Origin of the sequence: Acinetobacter sp. WY4 (assembly GCF_018438165.1) — a bacterium.
Classification (GTDB): domain Bacteria; phylum Pseudomonadota; class Gammaproteobacteria; order Pseudomonadales; family Moraxellaceae; genus Acinetobacter.
In genome coordinates, this window is record NZ_CP053947.1 from 977,382 (window position 1) to 1,000,091 (window position 22,710).

General features: G+C 44.1%; 25 protein-coding genes and 1 tRNA gene. 10 read left to right on the top strand and 16 right to left on the bottom strand.

The genetic code is table 11. The annotated features are described in order from the left end of the window. Positions 1-117 precede the first annotated feature (117 nt). Positions 118-555 carry a PaaI family thioesterase gene (locus G4D73_RS04570; RefSeq protein ID WP_005265764.1) on the top strand — a complete coding sequence of 146 codons (438 nt, stop codon included), beginning with the start codon at positions 118-120 and terminating at the stop codon, positions 553-555. A gap of 33 nt (positions 556-588) precedes the next feature. Here G4D73_RS04570 and G4D73_RS04575 read toward each other — a convergent pair whose 3' ends face one another. After that, positions 589-1,044, bottom strand: a complete 456-nt coding sequence (locus G4D73_RS04575) for a hypothetical protein (protein WP_005103793.1) — start codon at positions 1,042-1,044, stop codon at positions 589-591. Between the two features lie 236 nt (positions 1,045-1,280). On the opposite strand from G4D73_RS04575, the gene G4D73_RS04580 reads away from it, so the two are divergent. Then, positions 1,281-1,356 (top strand) — tRNA-Asn (locus G4D73_RS04580). 195 nt (positions 1,357-1,551) lie between these two features. Here G4D73_RS04580 and G4D73_RS04585 read toward each other — a convergent pair. The 11 genes from G4D73_RS04585 to G4D73_RS04635 form a co-directional block, all read right to left on the bottom strand. Continuing rightward, positions 1,552-2,205 carry a tRNA-(ms[2]io[6]A)-hydroxylase gene (locus G4D73_RS04585; protein WP_213687488.1) on the bottom strand — a complete coding sequence of 218 codons (654 nt, stop codon included), beginning with the start codon at positions 2,203-2,205 and terminating at the stop codon, positions 1,552-1,554. 13 nt (positions 2,206-2,218) lie between these two features. Next, a complete protein-coding gene (gene pdxJ, locus G4D73_RS04590; RefSeq protein WP_213687489.1) occupies positions 2,219-2,944 on the bottom strand; it encodes a pyridoxine 5'-phosphate synthase in 726 nt (241 codons plus the stop codon). Positions 2,945-2,957: 13 nt separating this feature from the next. Next, entirely contained in the window at positions 2,958-3,668 is a 711-nt protein-coding gene (gene recO / locus G4D73_RS04595; RefSeq protein WP_213687490.1) for a DNA repair protein RecO, read from the bottom strand. Positions 3,669-3,679: 11 nt separating this feature from the next. Continuing rightward, the gene (locus G4D73_RS04600) at positions 3,680-3,877 is read right to left on the bottom strand and encodes an NF038104 family lipoprotein (RefSeq protein ID WP_004645619.1); all 198 of its coding nucleotides are present in this window, start codon (positions 3,875-3,877) and stop codon (positions 3,680-3,682) included. Positions 3,878-3,913: 36 nt separating this feature from the next. Continuing rightward, positions 3,914-4,942, bottom strand: a complete 1,029-nt coding sequence (era, locus tag G4D73_RS04605) for a GTPase Era (RefSeq protein WP_004279061.1) — start codon at positions 4,940-4,942, stop codon at positions 3,914-3,916. After that, positions 4,942-5,640: a ribonuclease III gene (rnc, locus tag G4D73_RS04610; protein ID WP_004279062.1), complete on the bottom strand. Its 699-nt coding sequence runs from the start codon at positions 5,638-5,640 to the stop codon at positions 4,942-4,944. The genes era and rnc overlap by 1 nt, the downstream gene beginning before the upstream one ends. Continuing rightward, positions 5,612-5,983, bottom strand: a complete 372-nt coding sequence (locus G4D73_RS04615) for a DUF4845 domain-containing protein (RefSeq protein WP_005103798.1) — start codon at positions 5,981-5,983, stop codon at positions 5,612-5,614. Before G4D73_RS04615 ends, rnc begins: the two co-directional genes overlap by 29 nt. Positions 5,984-6,006: 23 nt before the next feature. After that, on the bottom strand, positions 6,007-6,834 hold the full coding sequence (gene lepB / locus G4D73_RS04620; RefSeq protein WP_004279064.1) for a signal peptidase I: 828 nt from the start codon (positions 6,832-6,834) through the stop codon (positions 6,007-6,009). A gap of 20 nt (positions 6,835-6,854) precedes the next feature. Then, positions 6,855-8,672 carry a translation elongation factor 4 gene (gene lepA, locus G4D73_RS04625; protein WP_004279065.1) on the bottom strand — a complete coding sequence of 606 codons (1,818 nt, stop codon included), beginning with the start codon at positions 8,670-8,672 and terminating at the stop codon, positions 6,855-6,857. Between the two features lie 250 nt (positions 8,673-8,922). Further along, positions 8,923-9,375 carry an acyl-CoA thioesterase gene (locus G4D73_RS04630; protein WP_004645622.1) on the bottom strand — a complete coding sequence of 151 codons (453 nt, stop codon included), beginning with the start codon at positions 9,373-9,375 and terminating at the stop codon, positions 8,923-8,925. Positions 9,376-9,495: 120 nt separating this feature from the next. Then, positions 9,496-10,881 (bottom strand): Do family serine endopeptidase, encoded by a 1,386-nt coding sequence (locus tag G4D73_RS04635; RefSeq protein ID WP_005247518.1) that lies wholly within the window; start codon positions 10,879-10,881, stop codon positions 9,496-9,498. 229 nt (positions 10,882-11,110) lie between these two features. Between G4D73_RS04635 and nadB the strand changes: the two genes are divergently transcribed. Beyond that, a complete protein-coding gene (gene nadB / locus G4D73_RS04640; RefSeq protein WP_180086189.1) occupies positions 11,111-12,745 on the top strand; it encodes an L-aspartate oxidase in 1,635 nt (544 codons plus the stop codon). A 108-nt stretch (positions 12,746-12,853) separates the two neighbouring features. On the opposite strand, the gene G4D73_RS04645 is transcribed toward nadB, so the two are convergent. The 4 genes from G4D73_RS04645 to pabC all read right to left on the bottom strand — a co-directional run bounded on the left by G4D73_RS04645 (position 12,854) and on the right by pabC (position 15,841). Next, positions 12,854-13,270: a PaaI family thioesterase gene (locus G4D73_RS04645; RefSeq protein WP_114540887.1), complete on the bottom strand. Its 417-nt coding sequence runs from the start codon at positions 13,268-13,270 to the stop codon at positions 12,854-12,856. Between the two features lie 96 nt (positions 13,271-13,366). Then, positions 13,367-13,966: a dTMP kinase gene (tmk, locus tag G4D73_RS04650; RefSeq protein ID WP_213687491.1), complete on the bottom strand. Its 600-nt coding sequence runs from the start codon at positions 13,964-13,966 to the stop codon at positions 13,367-13,369. Positions 13,967-13,968: 2 nt separating this feature from the next. After that, positions 13,969-15,027, bottom strand: coding sequence for an endolytic transglycosylase MltG (gene mltG / locus G4D73_RS04655; protein WP_005247523.1), 1,059 nt, complete (start codon positions 15,025-15,027; stop codon positions 13,969-13,971). Position 15,028: 1 nt separating this feature from the next. Further along, entirely contained in the window at positions 15,029-15,841 is an 813-nt protein-coding gene (pabC, locus tag G4D73_RS04660) for an aminodeoxychorismate lyase (RefSeq protein ID WP_213687492.1), read from the bottom strand. A gap of 159 nt (positions 15,842-16,000) precedes the next feature. Here pabC and G4D73_RS04665 point away from each other — a divergent pair, with 159 nt between their 5' ends. The 7 genes from G4D73_RS04665 to G4D73_RS04695 all read left to right on the top strand — a co-directional run bounded on the left by G4D73_RS04665 (position 16,001) and on the right by G4D73_RS04695 (position 22,694). Then, a complete protein-coding gene (locus G4D73_RS04665) occupies positions 16,001-17,008 on the top strand; it encodes a sulfate ABC transporter substrate-binding protein (RefSeq protein ID WP_213687493.1) in 1,008 nt (335 codons plus the stop codon). 175 nt (positions 17,009-17,183) lie between these two features. Next, complete coding sequence (locus tag G4D73_RS04670; RefSeq protein ID WP_004731673.1) at positions 17,184-18,197, top strand: sulfate ABC transporter substrate-binding protein; 1,014 nt, start codon at positions 17,184-17,186, stop codon at positions 18,195-18,197. Positions 18,198-18,229: 32 nt separating this feature from the next. Beyond that, the gene (locus G4D73_RS04675; protein WP_213687494.1) at positions 18,230-18,835 is read left to right on the top strand and encodes an RBBP9/YdeN family alpha/beta hydrolase; all 606 of its coding nucleotides are present in this window, start codon (positions 18,230-18,232) and stop codon (positions 18,833-18,835) included. An 85-nt stretch (positions 18,836-18,920) separates the two neighbouring features. Continuing rightward, positions 18,921-19,754, top strand: a complete 834-nt coding sequence (gene cysT, locus G4D73_RS04680) for a sulfate ABC transporter permease subunit CysT (protein WP_004279076.1) — start codon at positions 18,921-18,923, stop codon at positions 19,752-19,754. After that, entirely contained in the window at positions 19,751-20,644 is an 894-nt protein-coding gene (cysW, locus tag G4D73_RS04685) for a sulfate ABC transporter permease subunit CysW (RefSeq protein WP_004279077.1), read from the top strand. Before cysT ends, cysW begins: the two co-directional genes overlap by 4 nt. Positions 20,645-20,655: 11 nt before the next feature. Then, positions 20,656-21,717 carry a sulfate/molybdate ABC transporter ATP-binding protein gene (locus G4D73_RS04690; RefSeq protein ID WP_085064085.1) on the top strand — a complete coding sequence of 354 codons (1,062 nt, stop codon included), beginning with the start codon at positions 20,656-20,658 and terminating at the stop codon, positions 21,715-21,717. Between the two features lie 53 nt (positions 21,718-21,770). After that, positions 21,771-22,694: a CysB family HTH-type transcriptional regulator gene (locus tag G4D73_RS04695; protein ID WP_085064084.1), complete on the top strand. Its 924-nt coding sequence runs from the start codon at positions 21,771-21,773 to the stop codon at positions 22,692-22,694. The last annotated feature ends 16 nt before the right edge of the window (positions 22,695-22,710 follow it).

A 22,710-nucleotide genomic window follows, 5' to 3' on the forward strand; every position in this document is an offset into this window, starting at 1 on the left:
TGCAGGCAATGTACTTCTTACAAAATAATCCGCCATTCCTATACCAGATTGCTATTATCGATGTCACAATTTTGAATTAAATCTCAACAACTCAAGAATAATGACAGGAAAATTACAATGAACCCAAAAGAAATGAGCGGTTTAGCATTACTGGAAGCGATGCGTGATGAAAAAATCCCGGCCCCAAGTATTAGCGAAACCATGTCGATGCAACCAGCAGTGATTAAAAGCGGACATGTAGAATTTAAGGTAAAAGCTGATCATCGACATTTAAATCCGCTTGGCGGCGTCCATGGTGGTTTTGCTGCAACCGTTTTGGATACCGTGACAGGCTGCGCGATTCATACTTTACTTGAAGCAGGTGTCGGTTATGGCACCATTGATCTGAATGTAAAGATGTGCCGCCCCATACCTCAGAATCAGCCACTGAAAGCCGTAGGAAAATCAATTAATCTCAGTAAAAATTTAGGTATTTCTGAAGGTCAGATTCTGGATGAAGAAGGTCGCCTGTATGCTCATGCCACTGCGACCTGTATGATTATTCGGACTGAATGAAATTGCTAGCCTGCACCTCATCAGGTAATTCATTTAAATAATACTGCTTTTCGCCTGCCCCGCTTCAACAAATGACAAGCGTGGTCGAGTTAAGCCTTGAAACTCAAAATAATGCTTGGAAACATTGGCTAATTCCACATCTTGTGTTTGTGTTATTGAGGCTTGCCACGCTTTAGACTGATTGGTTCCCGTCAAAAGATTCCCAGAAATGGCATAGATATAAAGATCTTTGTCTTGCTCTTTCAGATAGTCTGCATTCAGGAAAACTTCAAAGTTAAATTGACGTTCAGTTTCTACCAACCATTTTTCTGCAAACCATAATTGCAGCAAATCACCTAAATAAAGTGATTTTTGCGCCAAGGGCCATAGCGTGATATGAGCGTCTTTAACCGGGATATAATACTGTGCAGGATCAGCAATAATTTGCAGATAGTTTTCTTGATAATAAGCCAGTTGAGAGAAAATTTGAGGGATGCTGAGCGTATTCATTCGCTGTCTCCGGTTTAGCCATTTTTGTGCTGGCAAGTAGGTTTAAATCCACACTGTTTGACCATTTGGTCAAACGACTTTATGGTTTTAATCTAGCAAGTGAAATTTATTCTGACAAGTATTTTTCGTGAAATTTATGCAATTGCCTAAATTAAAAACAGACAGGCTGTATTTATAATAAATATGATAATTTTTGCTTGACCCCTGTCAAAATCTCTCTATAATCGCTTTCAGATTCTCCAATAGCTCAGTCGGTAGAGCGACGGACTGTTAATCCGCAGGTCCCTGGTTCGAGCCCAGGTTGGAGAGCCAAATTCAAGAAAGCCCACTCATCATGAAGTGGGCTTTTTTATTACTTAAAATTTGACGGCTTGTTATTTTCAACTATTTAAAATGAATAATTATTTTCAATCCCTCATAAAACTCGATATATAAATACCCCTCTTTTAAAATTTCGAGATATAAAAAATCCCCCATAGATGGAGGATTTTTAAGCTGTCACCGAGATTAAGCCGCTTGAGCCGGAACACCGCTATGAAAACGGAAAGTTTCATCAGGCGTGAGAATTAGGTGTTTTTCAACTTCACGAATATGCAGGATTCGCTCCTGAATATCCTCTTTCGGATTTTTCAGTTTCGCTGTGGTAGCCACATCCATCGCCAAAGCCAGATAGTCTTCAAAATGGCGAGATTCGGACTTGAGCAGGTAGCGGTAGTAACGTGCCAATTCATCATCAACACGCGAAGCAAGCGCGTAAAAACGCTCACAGGAACGCGCTTCTACAAAGGCACCAATCACCAAGACATCAATCAAGGCTTCAGGTTCAAAAGTCCGGATTTCCTTACGCAAACCACCGGCATAACGCCCTGCACTCAAGTTTTGCCAAGCCTGACCGCGCTTGTTCATCAATTCAAGCACTTGCTCATAATGCAGCATTTCTTCACGCACCAGCTGTGCAAGCTTCACCTGTAGATCAACAAAATAGCTATAGCGAAACATCAGGTTCATGGCCGTGCTGGCTGCTTTTTTTTCACAGTTGGCATGATCTTGCATCAAGATTTCAAGATTTTCGACCGCCATATCCAGCCATGCTTGCGGTGTTTCACAACCGAGGAAAGCAATCACCGGCTGCATCAGTTCATCATAATTAATATTCGACATAATTACTCTAATCTTAACGCGCTGACTTAATCACGGCTTTCATTTGCTGAACCGCTTGTGCCAGACCAACAAATACCGCATCCGCAATTAAAGAATGACCGATATTGAGCTCATGAATCTGTGGAATCGCAGCAATCGGCGTCACGTTATCCAAATTTAAGCCATGGCCCGCATTTACCACCAAACCTTTAGATGCAGCATATTCAGCACCTTTCACAATGCGTTCCAGTTCCGCTTGTTGCGCTTCTGGAGTTTCTGCATCGGCATAGGCGCCTGTGTGAATCTCAATCGTCGGTGCACCACAAGCAACTGCTGCATCAATTTGTGCAAAATCGGCATCAATAAATAAAGATACATCACAACCAATGGCTTCCAGCTCTTGAGTCGCGGCTTTTACAGCATCAAAATTACCCACGACATCCAGACCACCTTCAGTGGTCACTTCCTGACGTTTTTCAGGAACAAAACAAACATGCTGTGGCTTGATTTCCTTGGCAAAGGCGATCATTTCATCTGTTACCGCCAACTCAAGGTTCATACGGGTTTTTAACGCAGGACGCATACGATGCACATCGTCATCCTGAATGTGACGACGGTCTTCACGCAAGTGCAAGGTAATGCCTTCTGCCCCTGCCTGTTCGCAGATCAATGCAGCATTGACTGGGTCTGGGTACGTCGTACCACGTGCTTGTCTTAATGTTGCGACATGGTCAATATTGACACCAAGTAATGCAGCCATAATCTTTTCCTAACTACGATTGAGATTGAGAGTTTTGAATCCAGAGTTGTCGACTTTTTAATGGTCGATCACCAAGCAAGGTCGTGATCACCTGTCGATACAGTTTCGTCAGTAATTGTAACTGTTCCGGATTAAAATCCCCACCATTTTCATACGTCAACATGCTTAAAATCTGTTGACCGGATAGGGTGGAGCGTAAGGCTTTGGCCGATGGCATAAAGCCGGCATTGAGCTGAAAATAATAGTGCTGTTGTGGATCAATCTGCGCCTGATTGGCATCTACCGAAAAATCCAGACCATAACCGAGTTCTTCCAGCAAAACATGCTCAAACTGGCGCAAGATCTGTTTTAAATATAAATTTGGATTAGATTGTACGGATAATTGCTGTAATGCAGTTAAGGTCTCAGCATATTTGGCAAAAGTTTGCGGCATTTCGACTTCTAAAGGACATAACCGCAACAGGATTTCATTCAGATAAAAACCCGAAAAAAAGGCATCGCCAAAAAAGAAAATCGGCTGATTGACAATTTCCAGTTTAGTAAAATTTTTGAGTTCGGATTTACCTGAAGCTTGCAAACGAATGGGCTGATATTGCGGTGGTGGCATTTGCCTGAGAATGCCGTCTACCCTGCCATATTCTTGGGTAAATAAATGCACAATATGACTGCGTTCACGGTACTTACGATGATGAATCAGATAGCCATGCAGTACTTCGTTACGCATAAGCGGGTACTTTAATCCTTATCTTTTTTTGATTTTTTATCATCTTCTTCGTCATCCCCATCCGGGATCACTGCGCCCACAACAGCCGCTGTACCTTTCACTGCGACTTTTGTGGTTTTATAAGCCACCTTGACAGGAACCGTGACCACTTTATGAATACAGCCTTGCAGAAATAAAACACATGCAACCACTGCCAACACTTTCATCATCACAGATTCCTCGAAGGGTCTTATCAAGCTTATCGCTTAGATATCACTATAACCTAAGCTTTTTAATGCACGTTCATCATCAGACCAGCCACCTTTGACTTTCACCCAAAGGGTTAACATGATTTTCTGTTCGAACATTTTTTCCATGTCGAGACGCGCATCCATACCGATTTTCTTCAGTTTGACACCTTTCTCGCCAATCACAATGGCTTTTTGGCTCGGACGATCGACAAAAATCGTGGCATCAATATAGGTACAGGCAGCTTTCATACGACCCGTTTTTTCATTCAAGACCGGCTCTTCAGTTTTGAATGATTCGATCTGAACGGTCAAATCGTATGGAAGCTCTTCACCCAGCTGACGCATGATCTTTTCACGGATAATTTCAGACGCCAGGAAACGCTCTGAACGATCGGTCAGTTGATCCAGTGAGTATAGTGGTGGCTGGAACGGAAGATACTTGGCAATCGTGTCACGTAAATGTTCAAGATTGGCACCACGAAGCGCAGATACCGGTACGATTTCCGCAAAGTTCATCAGCTTTTCGCGTTCACGAATCAGCGGCAAAGCTTCGTTCTTGTTTTCAAAAGTATCGAGCTTGTTGATCACCAGAATCACTGGCATTTCAGCATTTTTCAGCTTTTCCAGAACCAGGTCATCATTTGGCGTCCACTTTTGTGCATCCACTACGAATAAAACCAGGTTCACATCGCGTAAAGCCGAATGTGCCGCACGGTTCATCATTTTATTGATGGCACGGACTTCTTTTTTATGCATCCCCGGTGTATCGACAAATACCGCCTGAGATTTTTCACGTGAATCAATCCCCACGATTTTATGACGTGTAGTTTGTGGTTTACGTGAGGTAATCGAAAGTTTTTGACCCAGAATATGGTTCATTAAGGTAGATTTACCCACATTCGGGCGACCTACAATGGCAACAAAACCACTACGATAATCCGATGGGATCTCGGTGCCTTGTGCACTAAAAAATTGACTAATAAGGTCGTGACTGTCGCTTTGCGACTCGTGATCAGCATCAATGTGATCGGAATGAGTAGTCATTAAGACTTATGCTCCAAAAGTTTCAAAATATCCGCCGCAACGGCTTGTTCAGCAAAACGCCGGCTCGCGCCTTCGCCTTGCATGGTCGGCAATCCCGCAATCTGGCATTCCACTTTAAAATGCTGATTGGGTGCATCACCTTGAATATCTACAACCTCGTAAACTGGGAGAGGTTTCTTACGTGCTTGTAAATACTCTTGTAAGCGAGATTTAGGATCTTTAAGCTGATCTGTCGGCTCAATATGATCTAAATATGGCTCGTACCATTTTAACACAATCGGTTCTAGCACAGTGAGATCACCGCAGTCGACATAGATTGCACCAATAATAGCTTCTACCGTATCTGCCAGTATAGACTCACGATGATGACCGCCAGATTTCAATTCACCGGTACTGAGAATTAAATTCTGGCTCAGTTTTAAATCATTGGCGATTTTTCCTAATGCTTCCTGACGAACCAAGGTCGCACGCATACGCGTCAACCGGCCTTCATTTTCGCTTGGATAGGCATTAAAAAGATAATTCGCAATGATCATCCCTAAAAGAGAATCGCCCAGAAATTCCAGGCGCTCGTAGTTGTGTTTATGACTGACTGAACGATGAGTCAATGCCAGTTTCAGCAAATCAGCCTGTTTAAACTGATAGCCGATCCGTTTGGCAAGACGTTCATCATTTAGCTTTGACTGTGCTTTGATCAAACTCTTTCTCAAACTTCATCACTAAATCGATATTCATTATGAAATTTTTACGAATTTCATAATTCTTGTGCACCTGTAAACCATCGGTATTGGTAACTTTGGCAATTTCGTCAAACTTCAGATCACGAATATTATTCATTTCTAAACGCTGACTCATCTGTTGACGGAATGTTTCTGGCGTTATATTGGCTGGAGCGCTTTTTAACAGCGCCTCAATCTCACCATCTACCATACGATCATCGAAGTATGGCCCCCACACTGCAATCGCCACTTTTGCAAGAAATGCAAAGCCCACGATTGCAAATAAAACCCCAATATAAGAAGCACCTTGTTGATGTCTCATTTTTATTTTCCTTATTGAAACAATTAATCGATTGTTCCGTTTCGACCAAACGATGGCAATTTAAAGCCAGGTTCTTTATGCATCCAGATATAGAAGGCACGACCTGTTAAGTTTTCTTCCGGAACAAGCCCCCAAAAACGACTGTCAGCACTCTGATCGCGATTATCCCCCATCGCAAAGTAATGACCTTCTGGCACTTTCACTTCCCAATATAAACCATTTTCACCTGAATATTTACCATTTTCCAGATAGTTAATAAAAGGTGCCTGACGAGCGACATTCACACCTTCCAGCTCACGCATGGTAAAGGTATGCTCACCCAAGGTTTCTTTATGATAAATGGCATTTGGAGTATCTAAACGGTCTTTTTCGCGGCTAAATTCTACTGGAACTTTCGCCACTTTTTCACCATTAATGCTCAACTGGCCATGATCATAAACAATATGATCGCCTGGCAAGCCGACAATACGCTTGATATAACTGATGGTCGGTTGCGGTGGATAACGGAATACCGCTACATCACCACGTTCCGGGCTGCCGGTATCAATAATTTTGGTATTGACCATAGGCAGTTTGATGCCATAGTCAAATTTATTCACCAGAATAAAATCGCCGGTTTCCAGCGTCGGCACCATCGAATCGGACGGAATATTAAAAGGTTCATATAAAAACGAACGCAGTACCAGCACGATGGCCAGTACCGGCCAAAAGTCATAAGCCCAGGTGATAATGAAATTCTCATGGCCTTTGCCTCGGGTTTGTCTTTGCTTCAAAACAAACTTGTCTAGCAACCACACTGCGACAAAAAACAGGGTCGCAGGAACAAGAATTAAATTAAAATCAAAATCCATGGGCTTATATCCTTATTATTTTAGCGTTCGACTTTTAATACAGCTAAGAACGCTTCTTGCGGGATTTCTACGCTACCCACCTGTTTCATGCGTTTCTTACCTTCTTTCTGTTTAGATAGAAGTTTTTTCTTACGTGACACGTCACCACCATAACACTTCGCCAATACGTTTTTACGCATCGCTTTTACAGTCGAACGTGCAATGATTTGCGCACCAATTGCCGCCTGAATCGCGACATCAAACATTTGACGTGGAATCAGGTCTTTCATTTTTTCAACCAGTGCAATACCACGATGACGTGCATCATTACGGTGACAGATCATCGCCAAGGCATCGACTTTTTCCCCATTGATCAAGACATCTACTTTGACTAAAGATGAGCTTTCAAAACGGACAAAGTTATAGTCCAGTGATGCAAAACCACGTGAACAAGACTTCAATTTATCAAAGAAGTCCATGACCACTTCGGCCATTGGAATTTCGAAAGTAATGGAAACCTGATTCGCCATAAACTTCATGTCTTTTTGCACACCACGGCGCTCAACACATAACGTCATGACGTTACCCAAGTATTCTTGCGGTACCAGAATATGACACTCAGCAATCGGTTCACGTAAATCTTCAACCGTTGAACCATCCGGCATTTTGGATGGACTGTCGATATAAATCGTCTGACCATTCTTCATCACCGCTTCATAAATTACGGTTGGCGCAGAAGAAATCAGGTCAAGATCATACTCGCGTTCCAGACGCTCCTGTACGATTTCCATGTGCAGCATGCCCAAGAAACCACAGCGGAAACCAAAACCGAGCGCATCTGAACTTTCAGGTTCAAAGAACAAAGCCGAGTCATTGATTTGCAGCTTGTGCAATGCTTCACGGAAAGGTTCAAAATCGCTGGCATCAATCGGGAATAGACCAGCATAAACCTGTGGTTTCACCTTTTTAAAGCCCGGCAATGTTGCCACTTCAGGTGTGGTTGCCAAGGTAATCGTATCACCGACTGGCGCACCGAAAATATCTTTGATACCGGCAATGACAAAACCAACTTCACCCGCTTCCAGCATACCGGTTTCAGTATGTTTCGGGTTAAAGATACCTACAGAAGTAATAATATGCGTTTGACCAGTTGATTTGATCAACATCTTGTCGCCTTTACGCACTCGACCCTGCTTGACCCGAACCAGAGAAACTACACCAAGGTAGTTATCAAACCATGAATCCACAATCAGCGCTTGTAATGGCGCTTCGCGATCACCCTCAGGTGCAGGAATTACATTGACCAGTGTTTCAAGCACACCTTCAATACCTAAACCTGTTTTTGCAGAACAGGTCGGCGCTTCTGTGGCTTCAATCCCGATAATGTCTTCAATTTCCTGAATGACACGTTCAGGTTCAGCTTGCGGCAAGTCGATCTTGTTCAGTACCGGAAGTACTTCCAGACCTTGTTCAATTGCGGTATAGCAGTTAGCAACAGACTGTGCTTCTACGCCCTGCGCAGCATCTACAACCAGCAAGGCACCTTCACAGGCAGCAAGGGAGCGTGAGACTTCATACGAGAAGTCGACGTGTCCCGGTGTATCAATAAAGTTCAACTGATACTCTTGACCGTTGGGATGCGTATAGTACAAGGTTACCGAAGTGGCTTTAATGGTAATCCCACGTTCGCGCTCAAGCTCCATTGAGTCAAGGACTTGAGCCTGCATTTCACGATCTTGCAAGCCGCCACAAGTTTGAATAAAGCGATCCGCTAGGGTCGATTTACCGTGGTCAATGTGCGCAATAATCGAGAAGTTACGAATGTTTTTAATATCAACAGATTTTTTAGCTTGCGCCATGGGTTACCTTGAGAAAAAACACGCTATGTAATTTAAAAATATTACATAACAAAAGCCGAATAGAAATTGCGAAGGATTATAGCAGAATGGTGATCTAGAAAAAGAATTATATTTTTTCCTTTATTCCCTAGGTCGCGTACACCTCAGTCAGATGAAATCTGGATCACCATGATTAGAAAATAGCTCCCCAGCTCCACTTCTTCCTCAATATTATCAAAGTGTACTGATCAAACTGGAAAATGTTGCCTCATTAATCCAGATGTAAAGTTGAAAAGTCAAAAGGATTTACATGCTCTGAAAGTGGCTGATAAGCCTGAGTAAAAGTTGGTGACATACGTTTTGGACGCCCCGTGGCCATTTCGATACAAGCCCATTGCGTACTGCCGTTAAACAACAGGGTCTGATCCTGTGGTCGATAAAATGCGTATTGTCTAAAGGAATACAGGGCATTGATATCATTCAGCCAAGTGCGCAGAATAATCTCGTCTCCTTCAAAAGCTGCCTTGCGATATTGCACCTGATGTTCAACTGCGACCATGGCATGTTTCAGCTCTACATATTGCTTGAGTCCCAAGCCCAGTTTTTCAATATGAGCTGATGCGACATCCTGCATCCATTGCACATAGACCACATTGTTCACATGACCCAAACCATCAATATGTTTGGCTTGTACCTTTAAAGAAAGATCAAAAATACCACTCACTTTGCTGTTATCCTTTCCATGATTTTAAGGCTATAGAGTCTACCGAATTTATCGCTGGGGTAAATTGCAAAAAATAAAAAACCGCTTATACAAGCGGTCTTTCACAAAAATCTAGCAATTTTATGAGATACGCATCCCGACCACCGCAAGCTGCCCCTGACGAATCAAAGTCACGCGCGCGATGCTACCCTTTTTCAGTTCAGACACCTCCTGCACAAACTGATTTGAATTCAGTACTGTCTGGTTATTAATTTGAGTGATCACATCATTCGGCATGATTCGTGCCTGTGCTGCAATACCACCCGGACGTACATCCTGAATCACCACACCGCCTTTGATTTCCAGACTCGCCAACTCTGCTGGACTTAAGTCACGAATTGAAACCCCGATCACTGGTCCTTTGTTTGGTTGAGCCTGTGTGCCTGCTTTTGCCGGAGTATCATCTGGTGCCGCACTTAAAGTCGCTGCAATACTACGACGTTTATCATCACGCAAGATTTCAAGTTGTACCTGCTGCTGAGGTGCAGTACGGTTCAGATAGTTCAACAGTTCACTGGTACGTGAAATTGGGGTACCGTTGTATTTCAAGATGACATCACTGGCACGCAGACCTGCACGTGCAGCCGGAGAGTTTGGTGCAACCTGAGTTACCAGAGAACCTTCTGGTTTAGGTAAGTTATAAGATTCGGCCAGGTTACGGTCGATATCCTGTAAACTTACGCCCAGATAAGAGCGGGTCACTTTACCATTCTTCTTCAGTTGATCTGCAACTTCCATTGCCACATCAATCGGAATCGAAAAGGATAAGCCCATATACCCACCGGTTCCACTAAAGATCCGTGAGTTGACACCGACTACTTCACCACGCTGGTTAAACAGAGGGCCACCTGAGTTACCCGGGTTCAATGCTACATCTGTCTGGATGAAAGGTACTGCAGTTTCACCCATCATATTACGCATTTTGGCACTGACAATTCCGGCAGAAGCTGAATAATCAAAACCAAATGGCGAACCAATTGCGAGTACAGGCTCACCAACACGTAAGCGTCCTACATCCCCTGTCCGTAATTCTGGAAAATTCGAGCCATTAACTTTAAGCAAAGCTACGTCAGTTCGTGCATCACTCCCAACAACAGTGGCATCAATTTCCCGACGGTCATTCAGGGTAATGGTGACTTTGGAAGCATCTTCAACCACATGATGATTGGTCAGCAGATAGCCATCCTTGCTGATAAAGAATGCACTGCCATAACCGGTTTTTTCCTGTGGCATACGCTGCTGCGGAATAATCACCTGATTGCCAAAAAAGCGGCGCAGAATTTCCGGCACTTGTTGTTGTAAGAGCTCTTCTTCGCTCATTTTTTTAACGACATTGACACTGACCACTGCAGGACTGACCTGCTCGACCAGATTTGAAAAATCAACCGGCGTTACAGCCTGCAACTGTGCAGCACTCATGGTGAGAGTGGCTGCAAATAATCCTTTTTTTAAGTCTAGAATTTTCATATAAATTATTCACTCAAATTATTGATAAATTTATGTAAATAGGTTTTATCACAAACACTGTAAAGTTTAAGTAATAATATGTTTCAATACTTTATTCTGGGCAATATCTCATTATTAAAGCATTAAGTTAAGGCTTTGATTAATTTTTTTCATCAATAAATGAACACTTCAACGCTTGCCTTTTGTACAAAAAAGCGCTGTTATTACCAAACTTTTTTAAAATTAGCTGATGGACATGTCTAATTTATCCCTTACCCATCAATTTGACGTCATTATTGTGGGCAGTGGCGGTGCTGGTTTAAGTTTAGCCTTATCGCTCCCAGATCATTTTAATATTGCAGTCTTAGCGAAATCCACCCTGACAGATGCCAGTACCTTTTATGCTCAAGGCGGCGTGGCCGCAGTATTGGATGAAATGGACTCAATTGAACAGCATATTGATGACACGATGATTGCAGGCGCACAGCTATGTGAAATGGATGCGGTTAAACAGACGGTAGAAGGTGGCAAACCTTCAGTTGATTTCCTGCTGAAACACGGCGTGCAATTTACTCTGGATGAACAGGAACAGTTACATCTCACCCGTGAAGGTGGTCATTCACAGCGCCGAATTATTCATGCGGCCGATGCGACTGGTCGTGCCATTTCCACCACCTTGGTACAACGGGCCCAAGAAAAACAGAATATTAAAATCTTTGAAAATTATATTGCGATTGACCTGATCTGTTCACAAAAGCTCGGTTTAGACGGCGATAATCGTGCGCTGGGTTTATATGCCCTGGATGAAACAACTGAAAAAGTGCATACCTTCTTGGCTCCATTTACCGCCCTTGCCTGTGGCGGTGCTATGAAAGCTTATCTTTACACCTCAAATCCCGACATTGCCACGGGTGATGGTATTGCCATGGCTTATCGTGCCGGCTGCCGGGTCGCCAACATGGAATTTAACCAGTTTCACCCCACCTGCCTTTATCATCCACAAGCACGTTCTTTCCTAATTACTGAAGCAATGCGTGGCGAAGGCGCTTATCTGCGCCTGCCTGATGGTGAACGCTTTATGCTGCGTTTTGACGAACGCGCCGAACTCGCACCGCGTGATATTGTGGCACGTGCCATCGACTATGAAATCAAGCGTCTCGGTATTCGTCATGTCTGGCTGGACATTACCCATAAAGATGAAAGCTTTGTCAAAGAGCATTTCCCGACTCTGTATGCCCGTTTGCTTGAACTAGGGATCGATATTACCAAAGACATGATTCCAGTCGTTCCGGCAGCCCATTACACTTGCGGTGGCGTCGTGGTCGATGAAAACAGTCAGACTGATATTGCTGGACTCTATGCAATTGGGGAAACCTCTTATACTGGCCTGCATGGTGCTAACCGTATGGCCAGTAACTCACTTTTAGAATGTTTTGTCTATGGAATGAGTGCAGCCAAGCACATTCAGGAAAATTTCAAGGCCGATCAGCCAGCTCCTGCAGTCCCATCTTGGGATGATTCTCAGGTGACCAACCCGGATGAAGATGTGGTGATTCTGCAAAACTGGGATGAGCTACGTCAGACCATGTGGAACTATGTGGGCATTGTCCGCACCACCAAACGCTTGGAACGTGCACTACATCGGATTGAAATGCTGAAAAAAGAAATTACCGAGTATTATCAGGATTACCAGGTCAGCAAAAATCTGATCGAGTTACGTAATCTGGTGCTGGTGTCCGAGATGATTGTACGCTGTGCCATGCACCGCAAAGAATCTCGCGGTCTGCATTTCACCCTGGATTATCCAGAGCTGCTACCAGAACTACGCAAAACAGTCCTCGTCCCACCAAATTTTGAAGTGGAAACACCTTTGGTGAATTGTTAAAAGTAGATGGAGATAACATCCTTGGGTGATATCTCCTTTTCTTTTTAGATTTTTATCTGCTCAAAGGTATCTTAGGCTATTTAGAGTGGTCATCTAACTTTCAAACATCTAACGTTGTGGTGGAATTGAATATGTTCCGGTCACATGCGCCACAGGTTCTTCATGATCTATCGAATAAATCCAGACTTCTCCCACGATCAGTGCCTTGCCGACCTTGATCAGCTTACACTCTCCCCGTATATCTGTCCCACCTGAAGGTTTACGTAAGAAGTTGATATTCAGATTGGTCGTGACAGCCAAACCGACCAATCCAATTTCACCCAGAATGGCGACATAAAGAGCAAAATCCGCCAAGGTCATCATGGTTGGGCCAGAAACTGTGCCGCCTGGACGCAATTCCTCTGATCTCACCTGATAAAGCAGAGTGGCTCCACGCGGCGAAACCTTCTCAATTCGGCACTTCTCCAGGCTTTGTGGAAATTCTTGTTGTAAAAATTGTTCTATCTCTGTTTTGGTCGTTTTCATCTTATTAAAAAAATCTTCTATATCAGCCTTAATATAGAAGATTCTTCATAGATAAACCTAGAGAAAAATTAAATAAAAAGTATTTTAATTCCAAGCTTATTTTAAATAACTTAAGGCCTGCTCAAATACCTGCTCAGGCGTTTGAGTTGCATCCAGACGTTTGATCCGTTCAGGATGACGTTGCCATAAAGTTTCATATCCCGCTCTCACTTTCTCAAAGAAAGTGACTTTTTCCTGTTCAAAGCGATCCAGCGCACCACGTTCACGTGCTCGGTTCATCCCCAATTCAATAGGCGCTTCTAACCAGAAAGTAATGTCCGGCATGCGTGCGACAAAGTGGTCATTCAGTAACTGCAACTTGGTTTCGCTCAGACCCCGACCTGCACATTGATAGGCAAAGCTGGCATCGCTAAAACGGTCACACAGGACAATTTTCCCGGCTGCTAATGCGGGCAGAATCACTTGTGCCAGATGCTGGGCACGCGCCGCATACATCAATAACAGCTCGGTATCATGTGCCATGGTTTCTTCATGGTTCACAGCTAGCAACAGCGAGCGAATCTGCTCGGCCATTGGTGTTCCCCCCGGTTCTCGGGTGAGAATAACGTCCTTACCCTGTGCGATAAAATCTTCATAGATCGAACGAATGAGCGTGGTTTTACCTACACCTTCTGTGCCTTCAAAGCTAATAAACATACTCATTCCTTATTTTTCGAGCGTAAAATCGTCAGATATTCCTGTACGGCTTTATTGTGGTCATTAAGATTGCTCGTGAACTTATGTCCACCATTACCGGTAGCGACAAAATACAGGTTGTCAGAATTATCCGGATGCATGGCTGCTTCAATGGCTTTCTTGCTTGGCAACGCAATTGGCGTTGGCGGCAAACCTGAAATAGTATAGGTATTATACGGCGTCGGTGTGCGTAAATCTTTACGGGTAATATTGCCATTATAATTATCGCCCATTCCGTAAATCACTGTTGGATCGGTCTGTAAACGCATGCCAATTTTTAAACGGCGTACAAATACCCCAGAAACCTGTTCCAATTCACGATCTACACTGGTCTCTTTTTCAATGATTGAGGCCATGATCAGCGCGTCATATTTATTCTGATACGGCAGATCAGTTGCACGTTTCGCCCACGCCTCATCCAGTGCTTTCATCTGGCGCTGATAAAGATTGGTCAGAATTTTACGGTCAGTTTCACCTTTGGCAAAGAAATAAGTATCCGGTGCAAACAGCCCTTCAGGATGTGAAAACGGAATATTCAGTTCTTTGAGTAATTGCTCAGTAGGCAGATGCAGCACTTCTTTGGTGACCAGATCATTTTTCTTCAGGGCATCAATCAGTTGCTTAAAAGTCGTTCCTTCAATCACCAGAATCCGGCTCATCTGGGCATTGTCTGCATCGGAAATCATCTCCAAGACCTGACGGATGCTCATGCCCTGGCGCACTTCATACACGCCCGCTTTCATGCTGTCATGAATCATGATGCGCTGATACAGCTTGAGAATGATCGGAAAACTCACCTGATTTTCTTTGGCCAGACGATCAATAAAACCGGAATAGGTTTGACCAGATTCAATCGCGAGCAGCTGTTTTTTTCCTTCGACAGGATACTCCTTCCACAAACTGCTTTTCAGGATCAACGCCAAGATCAAAGCAATCCCCATCAGGACCAAGGCAATTCCTTTGAAAGATGAGGAGAATCTCGCTTTATTTTTCTTTTTGGCTTTAGGTTTGGAAGCTGACATATTAAGACATCTGGTTCAATCGAAGACGGTTAAAAATTTCAATACAAGCATCGCCATCCAAGGTTCGCTGCTCAAATTGCGTGACAATTTTCATCGGGCTGAGTGCATTGCAGAAAAACAGGCTTTGAATATGGTTGATTTCATCCATATCGATACAGCGTTGCTGACAGCTAATTCCCTGATCTTGCATACGTTGTAGAATTTCTGCACGCATGACACCGAAGACGCCATTATAACGAAGTTCCGGCGTAATCCATGTATTGTTTATACGAATGAAACAATTACTGCTTACCCCTTCGACAACACCGCCCTGTACATCTTTCACCAGGGCCTCAGGCCAGCCGCTTTGATCTGCTTCCTGTTTCAGCAAAACCTGCTCTAGACGGTTTAAGGTTTTTAGCCCTACCAGACTCGGCATCGTCAGTCCTAATGCCTGCTGTAAAATGCCACTTTGAATCTGCTCAAACTTAAAATCCTGTACGGTTTGAGGATAATAAAATAGCCAGAGATCTGCAGGATGATCCGGCAAGCTATAACCGCGCTGACCAATTCCACGACTCAGCACGATTTTCAATGTGCCATTCAGTTCATGTTCTGATGCACGTAAAATCTGTAAGCTTTCTGCAATCAGATCAAGATTGGCATTCAGGCTTAAGCTCTGATTGCTGTTTTGCAAACGTGTCAAATGACGATCATACAATTCAATCCGGTTATGTCGAATCCGGGCCGTAGTAAAACAACCATCACCATAATGAAAGCCACGATCCAGCACCTCTATATGACTGACACGTTGGGCATTTTTTAAATACAGCATATTTTTACGGTCTCTAAAATATAAATTGAGCAGTAATATCCAGGCTTCACCTATATATCTCTTTTACTCACATCCAATTCTTTTTTAATTATTTTTTATGCAAAAAAACTCAAGCTATTCTTGCCTCATCTAACAAAAGCTAAAAAACTTGAGGAAAAAATGAGCATTCGTAAATTAAAAGTTGGGATATTGGCAGCACTGGTATCAGCAAGCGCTTTTAGTGTCTCTGCAAAAGATTTCCTAAACGTTTCATATGACCCGACTCGTGAATTATATGACAATTTCAATAAGGAATTCAGCGCATACTGGAAAAAAACCACCGGTCAGGATATTAACTATAAACAGTCACATGGCGGTTCAGGCAAACAGGCACGTGCCGTGATTGACGGACTGGATGCCGATGTTGTAACACTGGCACTGGCAGCAGATATTGATGAAATTGCAGAACGTGGTTTGCTGCCTAAAGACTGGCAAAAGAAATTCCCGCAGAATTCGACACCCTATACTTCAACCATCGTTTTTCTTGTACGTAAAGGCAATCCAAAAGGAATCAAAGACTGGGGAGATCTGGTTAAACCAGGCGTAGACATTATTACCCCGAACCCAAAAACTTCAGGTGGTGCACGCTGGAATTATCTGGCTGCCTGGGCGTGGGCCAAACACCAGAAAGGTGGCAATGATGCCAAAGCACAAGACTTTGTCCGTCAAATCTACAAACAAACCAAAGTACTGGATTCGGGTGCACGTGGTGCTACCACGACTTTCGCTGAACGCGGGATTGGGGATGTATTACTGGCTTGGGAAAATGAAGCACATTTGGCCGTCCGCGAACAGCCGGGAAAATTTGAAATCATTACTCCTTCTCTGTCTATTCTGGCTGAACCACCCGTGGCAATCGTAGAAAAAAATGCCAAGAAAGATGGTAATGAACATCTGGCCAAAGCCTATTTAAATTACCTCTATTCACCTGCTGGACAGACTGTGGCGGCGAAAAACTTTTACCGTCCACGTAATGCGAATGTATTAAAGCAATACAGTACCGTATTCAAGTCCTTAAAACTGGTCACCATTGATAAAGAATTTGGTGGCTGGACCAAGGTTCAGAAACAGCATTTTGACAATGGCGGTGTGTTTGATCAGATTGTCAAAGCCAATCACGCAAAATAATACTTTAAATGCAGTTCATTATGGCCTTTATTCATAAGGCCATTCTTATTTCAAACACTTAAGAGCTTATTTATCTCTTTTTTTCATATAAAATTCATTTTTAATTATTTTTTATGCATAAAGAATAAGTTTATTCTGCGCTTATGTTACAGAACATATCAGAGATTCAGTCCAGATGAGCATTTCAAACACATTAAAACTTGGGGTTTTAGCAGCTGTTATCTCCGCAACCTCATTTGGTGCAGCAGCACGTGATTTTCTCAATGTATCCTATGATCCGACCCGTGAACTCTATGAAGATGTAAATAAGAATTTTGGCAAATATTGGGAAAGCCGTACCGGTCAAAAAATCAATTTCAAGCAATCGCATGGCGGTTCAGGCAAACAGGCACGTGCCGTGATTGATGGTCTGGATGCAGATATCGTAACGTTAGCATTGGCTGCCGATATTGATGTGCTGGCAGAAAAAGCTAAACTGTTACCTGCGGACTGGCAAAAGAAATTGCCGCAAAACTCGACGCCTTATACTTCAACCATCGTGTTCCTGGTGCGTAAAGGCAATCCGAAAGAGATTAAGGACTGGGGTGATCTGGTCAAACCGGGCGTAGCAATCATTACCCCAAACCCGAAAACTTCAGGCGGTGCACGCTGGAATTATCTGGCGGCTTGGGCTTGGGCCAAACATCAGGCGGGCGGCAACGATAAGACTGCGCAAGAATTTGTTCGTAAAATTTATAAAAATACCAAAGTTCTGGATTCCGGGGCACGTGGTTCAACCACGACCTTTGCTGAACGTGGCATTGGGGATGTTTTACTCGCATGGGAAAACGAAGCGCATTTAGCCCTTCGCGAACAGCCGGGCAAGTTTGAAATTATTACCCCTTCTCTGTCGATTCTGGCTGAGCCACCGGTGGCGATTGTAGAAAAAAATGCCAAGAAAAAAGGCAACCAGCACTTGGCTCAAGGTTATTTGAACTTCCTGTATTCGCCATTGGGTCAAGACCTGGCAGGTAAACATTATTATCGTCCACGTAATGCCAAAGTACTGGCCAAATACAGCCAAGTATTTAAGCCATTAAAACTGGTGACGGTTGATCAGGAATTTGGCGGCTGGAACAAAGTACAAAAGGCTCACTTTGAAAATGGTGGTGTATTTGACCAGATCGTTAAAGCCAACAGCGCGAAATAATTTTCCAAGCTGATTGATATAGGAGCATCGACATGATTCATACGCTTATCGTTCCTGGTGTAGGTGGCAGTGAATACAACCACTGGCAAACCTGCTTACAGCACCGGCTGATGCGATGCTCCCGTGTGCAGCAAAAGGACTGGAATCATCCGGTACTGGATATCTGGGTAGCAGAATTTGTCAAAACTCTGCAAGCCATTCCAGCAGAGGTTCAGATTGTCGCACACAGCTTTGGCTGTCTGACCAGTATTGCGGCCCTTGCCCAACATCCCGAACTCAATGCAAAAGTAAAAAATCTGCTATTGGTGGCACCAGCTAATCCGGCACGATTTGGGGAAAATGGTTTTTCGCGCGACAGTCAGACTGACTACAGCACCTATTTTCAACAGCTCAAGCTTCAGGTGCCCACCACGTTATTGATCAGTGAAAATGATCCCTGGTTAAGTTTTGAAGATGCGCACATACTGGCCCAAGCTTGGAAAATCAAACCGATCAATCTGGGCGCAGTCGGTCATGTCAATGTCGCTTCTGGTTTTGGCCCTTTTCCTGAAATTGAACAATATCTGATTTCAGAAAACCCTATGCGCCATATCAGCAAAGTTGATGAGAGCAAGTATTATTTTAAATTTGCATTTTAGTCGCTGCAAACTATGCTTGTGCCAAATTTATTTTCTAATTTCGCTGGTTATTTTTAATCAGCATTCTCTCTTTTGAGGAGTAATCATGTCGCAGCGATCCCGAGTGCTGCCAGGATTTGGTCTTTCTCTAGGCTTTACCCTAGCGTATTTGTCATTAATCGTTTTGATCCCGCTGTCAGCTGTTTTTATTAAATCACTGGGCATTGGCTGGGATGGCTTATGGGAAATCCTGAGCTCTGAACGTATCTTGAAATCATTGCAGTTAAGCTTCACCGCAGCCATTGTCGCTGCACTGGTCAATGTAGTATTTGGCCTGTTACTGGCGTGGTGTCTGGTACGTTACAGCTTTCCGGGCAAACGTATTGTCGATGCCCTGGTAGATTTGCCTTTTGCCTTGCCCACTGCGGTTGCGGGTATTGCCCTGACCTCTTTATATGCACCGACCGGCTGGATTGGTCAATATTTAGAACCGATTGGCATTCAAGTCGCTTATACCCCGATTGGTATTACACTGGCATTGATCTTTATTGGCCTGCCTTTTGTGGTGCGTACCGTCCAACCGGTACTGAGTGATCTGGAAACTGAACTGGAAGAAGCGGCTTCTGCACTGGGTGCCAACCGTTTTCAGATCGTGACCAAAGTGATTTTTCCAATTCTGCTGCCTGCACTGATCACTGGTTTTGCTTTGGCCTTTGCCCGTGGTGTCGGTGAATATGGTTCAGTGATCTTTATTGCTGGTAACCAGCCTTTTGAAACGGAAATTGCACCGCTAATGATCATTTCTCGCCTAGAAGAATATGACTATGCCGGTGCAACCACGATTGCTGTCGTCATGCTACTGATTTCCTTCGTGATGCTATTTTTGATTAACTTATTACAGGCATGGGCTAGCCGTCGTACCGGGAGAACTGCGCGATGAGTTTAAATACCAACAGCAATGCGCTGGCTGAAAAGTTGCAATCCCGTGATGCAACCCGCGAGCCAACTTGGGTACGTTATACGCTGCTCACTATTGCCTTAATCTTCTTTTTAAGCTGCCTGATTCTGCCCTTGATTCTGGTTTTTGTTGAAGCCTTTAAACAAGGGGTTGGCGTTTATACCCAAGCGCTGGTGCATCCGGATACTCTGTCGGCAGTAAAACTTACCTTGCTGACGGCTGCAATCGCAGTACCGCTCAACGTCGTATTTGGTGTTGCGGCAGCCTGGTCTGTAGCGAAGTTCAACTTTCCGGGGAAATCATTCCTGACCACCATTATTGATCTCCCTTTCTCGGTTTCACCTGTGATCGCGGGTATGATGCTGGTGCTGATTTTCGGTACCCAAGGCTGGATGGGTTCTTGGCTGATGGATCACGATATCAAGATCCTTTATGCAGTGCCTGCGATTGTCCTAGCGACTATCTTTATTACGGTACCTTTTGTTGCGCGTGAGCTAATTCCGTTAATGGAAGCACAAGGAACCGAAGAAGAAGAAGCTGCGATTGTACTCGGTGCATCTGGCTGGCAGACTTTCTGGAAAGTGACCCTGCCCAATATCAAATGGGGTCTGATCTATGGCGTGATTCTGTGTAATGCGCGGGCCATGGGTGAATTTGGTGCGGTGTCGGTGGTTTCCGGCCATATCCGTGGTGAAACCAATACCTTGCCGCTACACGTCGAAATTCTTTATAACGAATATACCTTTAGTGCTGCGTTTGCCGTGTCTTCGCTTCTGGCTCTCCTCGCAATTGTGACCCTGATTTTAAAAACATGGGTGGAACTGCGCCAGGAAAAACAAGACAAACGTAATGAAGATTCAACAGTTTCTTAAGGAATGCCCACATGAGTATTCAAGTACAAAATATTGAAAAACACTTTGGTGCATTCCATGCACTGAAAAATATCTCGCTGGATTTTCCAGATGGTCAACTGGTCGCGCTTCTTGGCCCATCTGGTTGTGGCAAAACCACTTTGCTACGGATTATTGCCGGTCTGGAATCTGCGGATGGCGGCCAAGTGATTTTAGAAGGTCAGGATGCCACCAATGTGCATGTGCGTGAGCGTGAAGTTGGCTTTGTATTCCAGCACTATGCCCTGTTCCGTCATATGACGGTATTTGACAATATCGCCTTTGGTCTGCGTGTTCGTCCGCGCAAAACCCGTCCCTCGGAAGCGGAAATTAAAAAACGTGTGACACGTTTACTCGACTTGGTTCAGCTCGGTTTCCTGGCTGATCGATATCCAGCTCAACTTTCTGGTGGTCAGCGTCAGCGTATTGCCTTGGCACGTGCTTTAGCGGTTGAACCGCGTGTATTATTACTGGATGAACCTTTCGGCGCACTGGATGCCAAAGTCCGTAAGGAACTGCGTCGTTGGTTACGTACCCTGCATGACGAACTGCATATCACTTCGATCTTCGTGACTCATGATCAGGAAGAAGCGCTTGAAGTTGCGGATCAGATCGTAGTAATGAACAAAGGTAATGTAGAGCAGATCGGATCTCCACGTGAAGTCTATGAAACACCAAAAACTCCATTTGTATTCGACTTTTTGGGTCAGGCGAACCGTTTTGAAGGTCAGAACCATGCAGGCATCATCCAGCTCGGCGAAGACCGCATTCAATTTGAGGGTGCAAAAAATGCCGCTCAAGGTGAAGTGATTTTATTCGCACGTCCAGATGAACTACGCATCCATGCACAGCCACACGACAATGCCATTCAGGCGACCTTCATTCGTGAATTATGGATCGCGGGTAAAGTAGTTGCTGAGCTAAATGACCGTCAAGGCAATCTGATTGAAATTTTACTGACGCCTGATGAAGCGAGAGCGCATCAATTCCGCCCAAATCAAACTGTTTGGTTAAGTGCGGTGAATTTGCATTTATTTGAAAACCAGGTCGCTTAAGATCAAAAGATGGGGCTTTAAAATGCCCCATCCTCTTCTAGGGTAAGAGAATTATGAATTTCCAACAATTAAGAATTATACGAGAAACGGTTAGACAAAACTTTAATTTAACAGAAGCTTCCGCTGCGCTTTATACTTCACAGTCCGGGGTAAGTAAGCATATTAAAGATCTGGAAGATGAACTGGGGGTACAGCTGTTTATTCGCAAAGGTAAACGTCTACTGGGCTTAACCGAACCGGGCCAGGCACTTTTAGGCATTGTAGAACGCATGCTGGTCGATGCCGACAATATCAAACGTCTGGCCGATGATTTCAATAAAGTCGATGAAGGCACATTGACCATTGCCACGACGCATACCCAGGCGCGTTATGTGTTGCCACCAATTGTCAGCCAATTCAAAAAAGAATTCCCTAAAGTTCATTTGATTTTGCAACAGGCCAGCCCGGTTGAAATCACGGAAATGTTACTGCAAGGTCAAGCTGATATCGGTATTGCGACCGAAGCACTCACCACTGAAGATAATCTGGCCAGCGTGCCTTACTATAACTGGCAACACAGTATTATTACCCCGCAGAATCATCCACTGGCAAGCAAAGAACACGTGCTCATCGAAGATCTGGCGCACTACCCGATTATTACCTATCATGGTGGTTTTACCGGTCGCTCCAAGATTGATACCGCCTTTGAAGAAGCTGGTTTTGATGTGGATATTGTGATGTCCGCACTTGATGCCGATGTCATCAAGACCTATGTAGAAATGAATATGGGTGTCGGCATTGTCAACGATGTGGCCTATGACCCGGAGCGTGATTACCGCTTAAAGCAGATTAAAACCGATATTTTCGGCATAAATACCACTTGGATTGCAGTGCGTAAAGGTCATTTACTGCGAGGTTATGGCTACGAGTTTATTTCACTCTGTTCCCCAGACGCAGATATTAAGGCACTGAAAAAAGTGGCTTATCCAGACGAATAAAGTGCACTATTTTAAG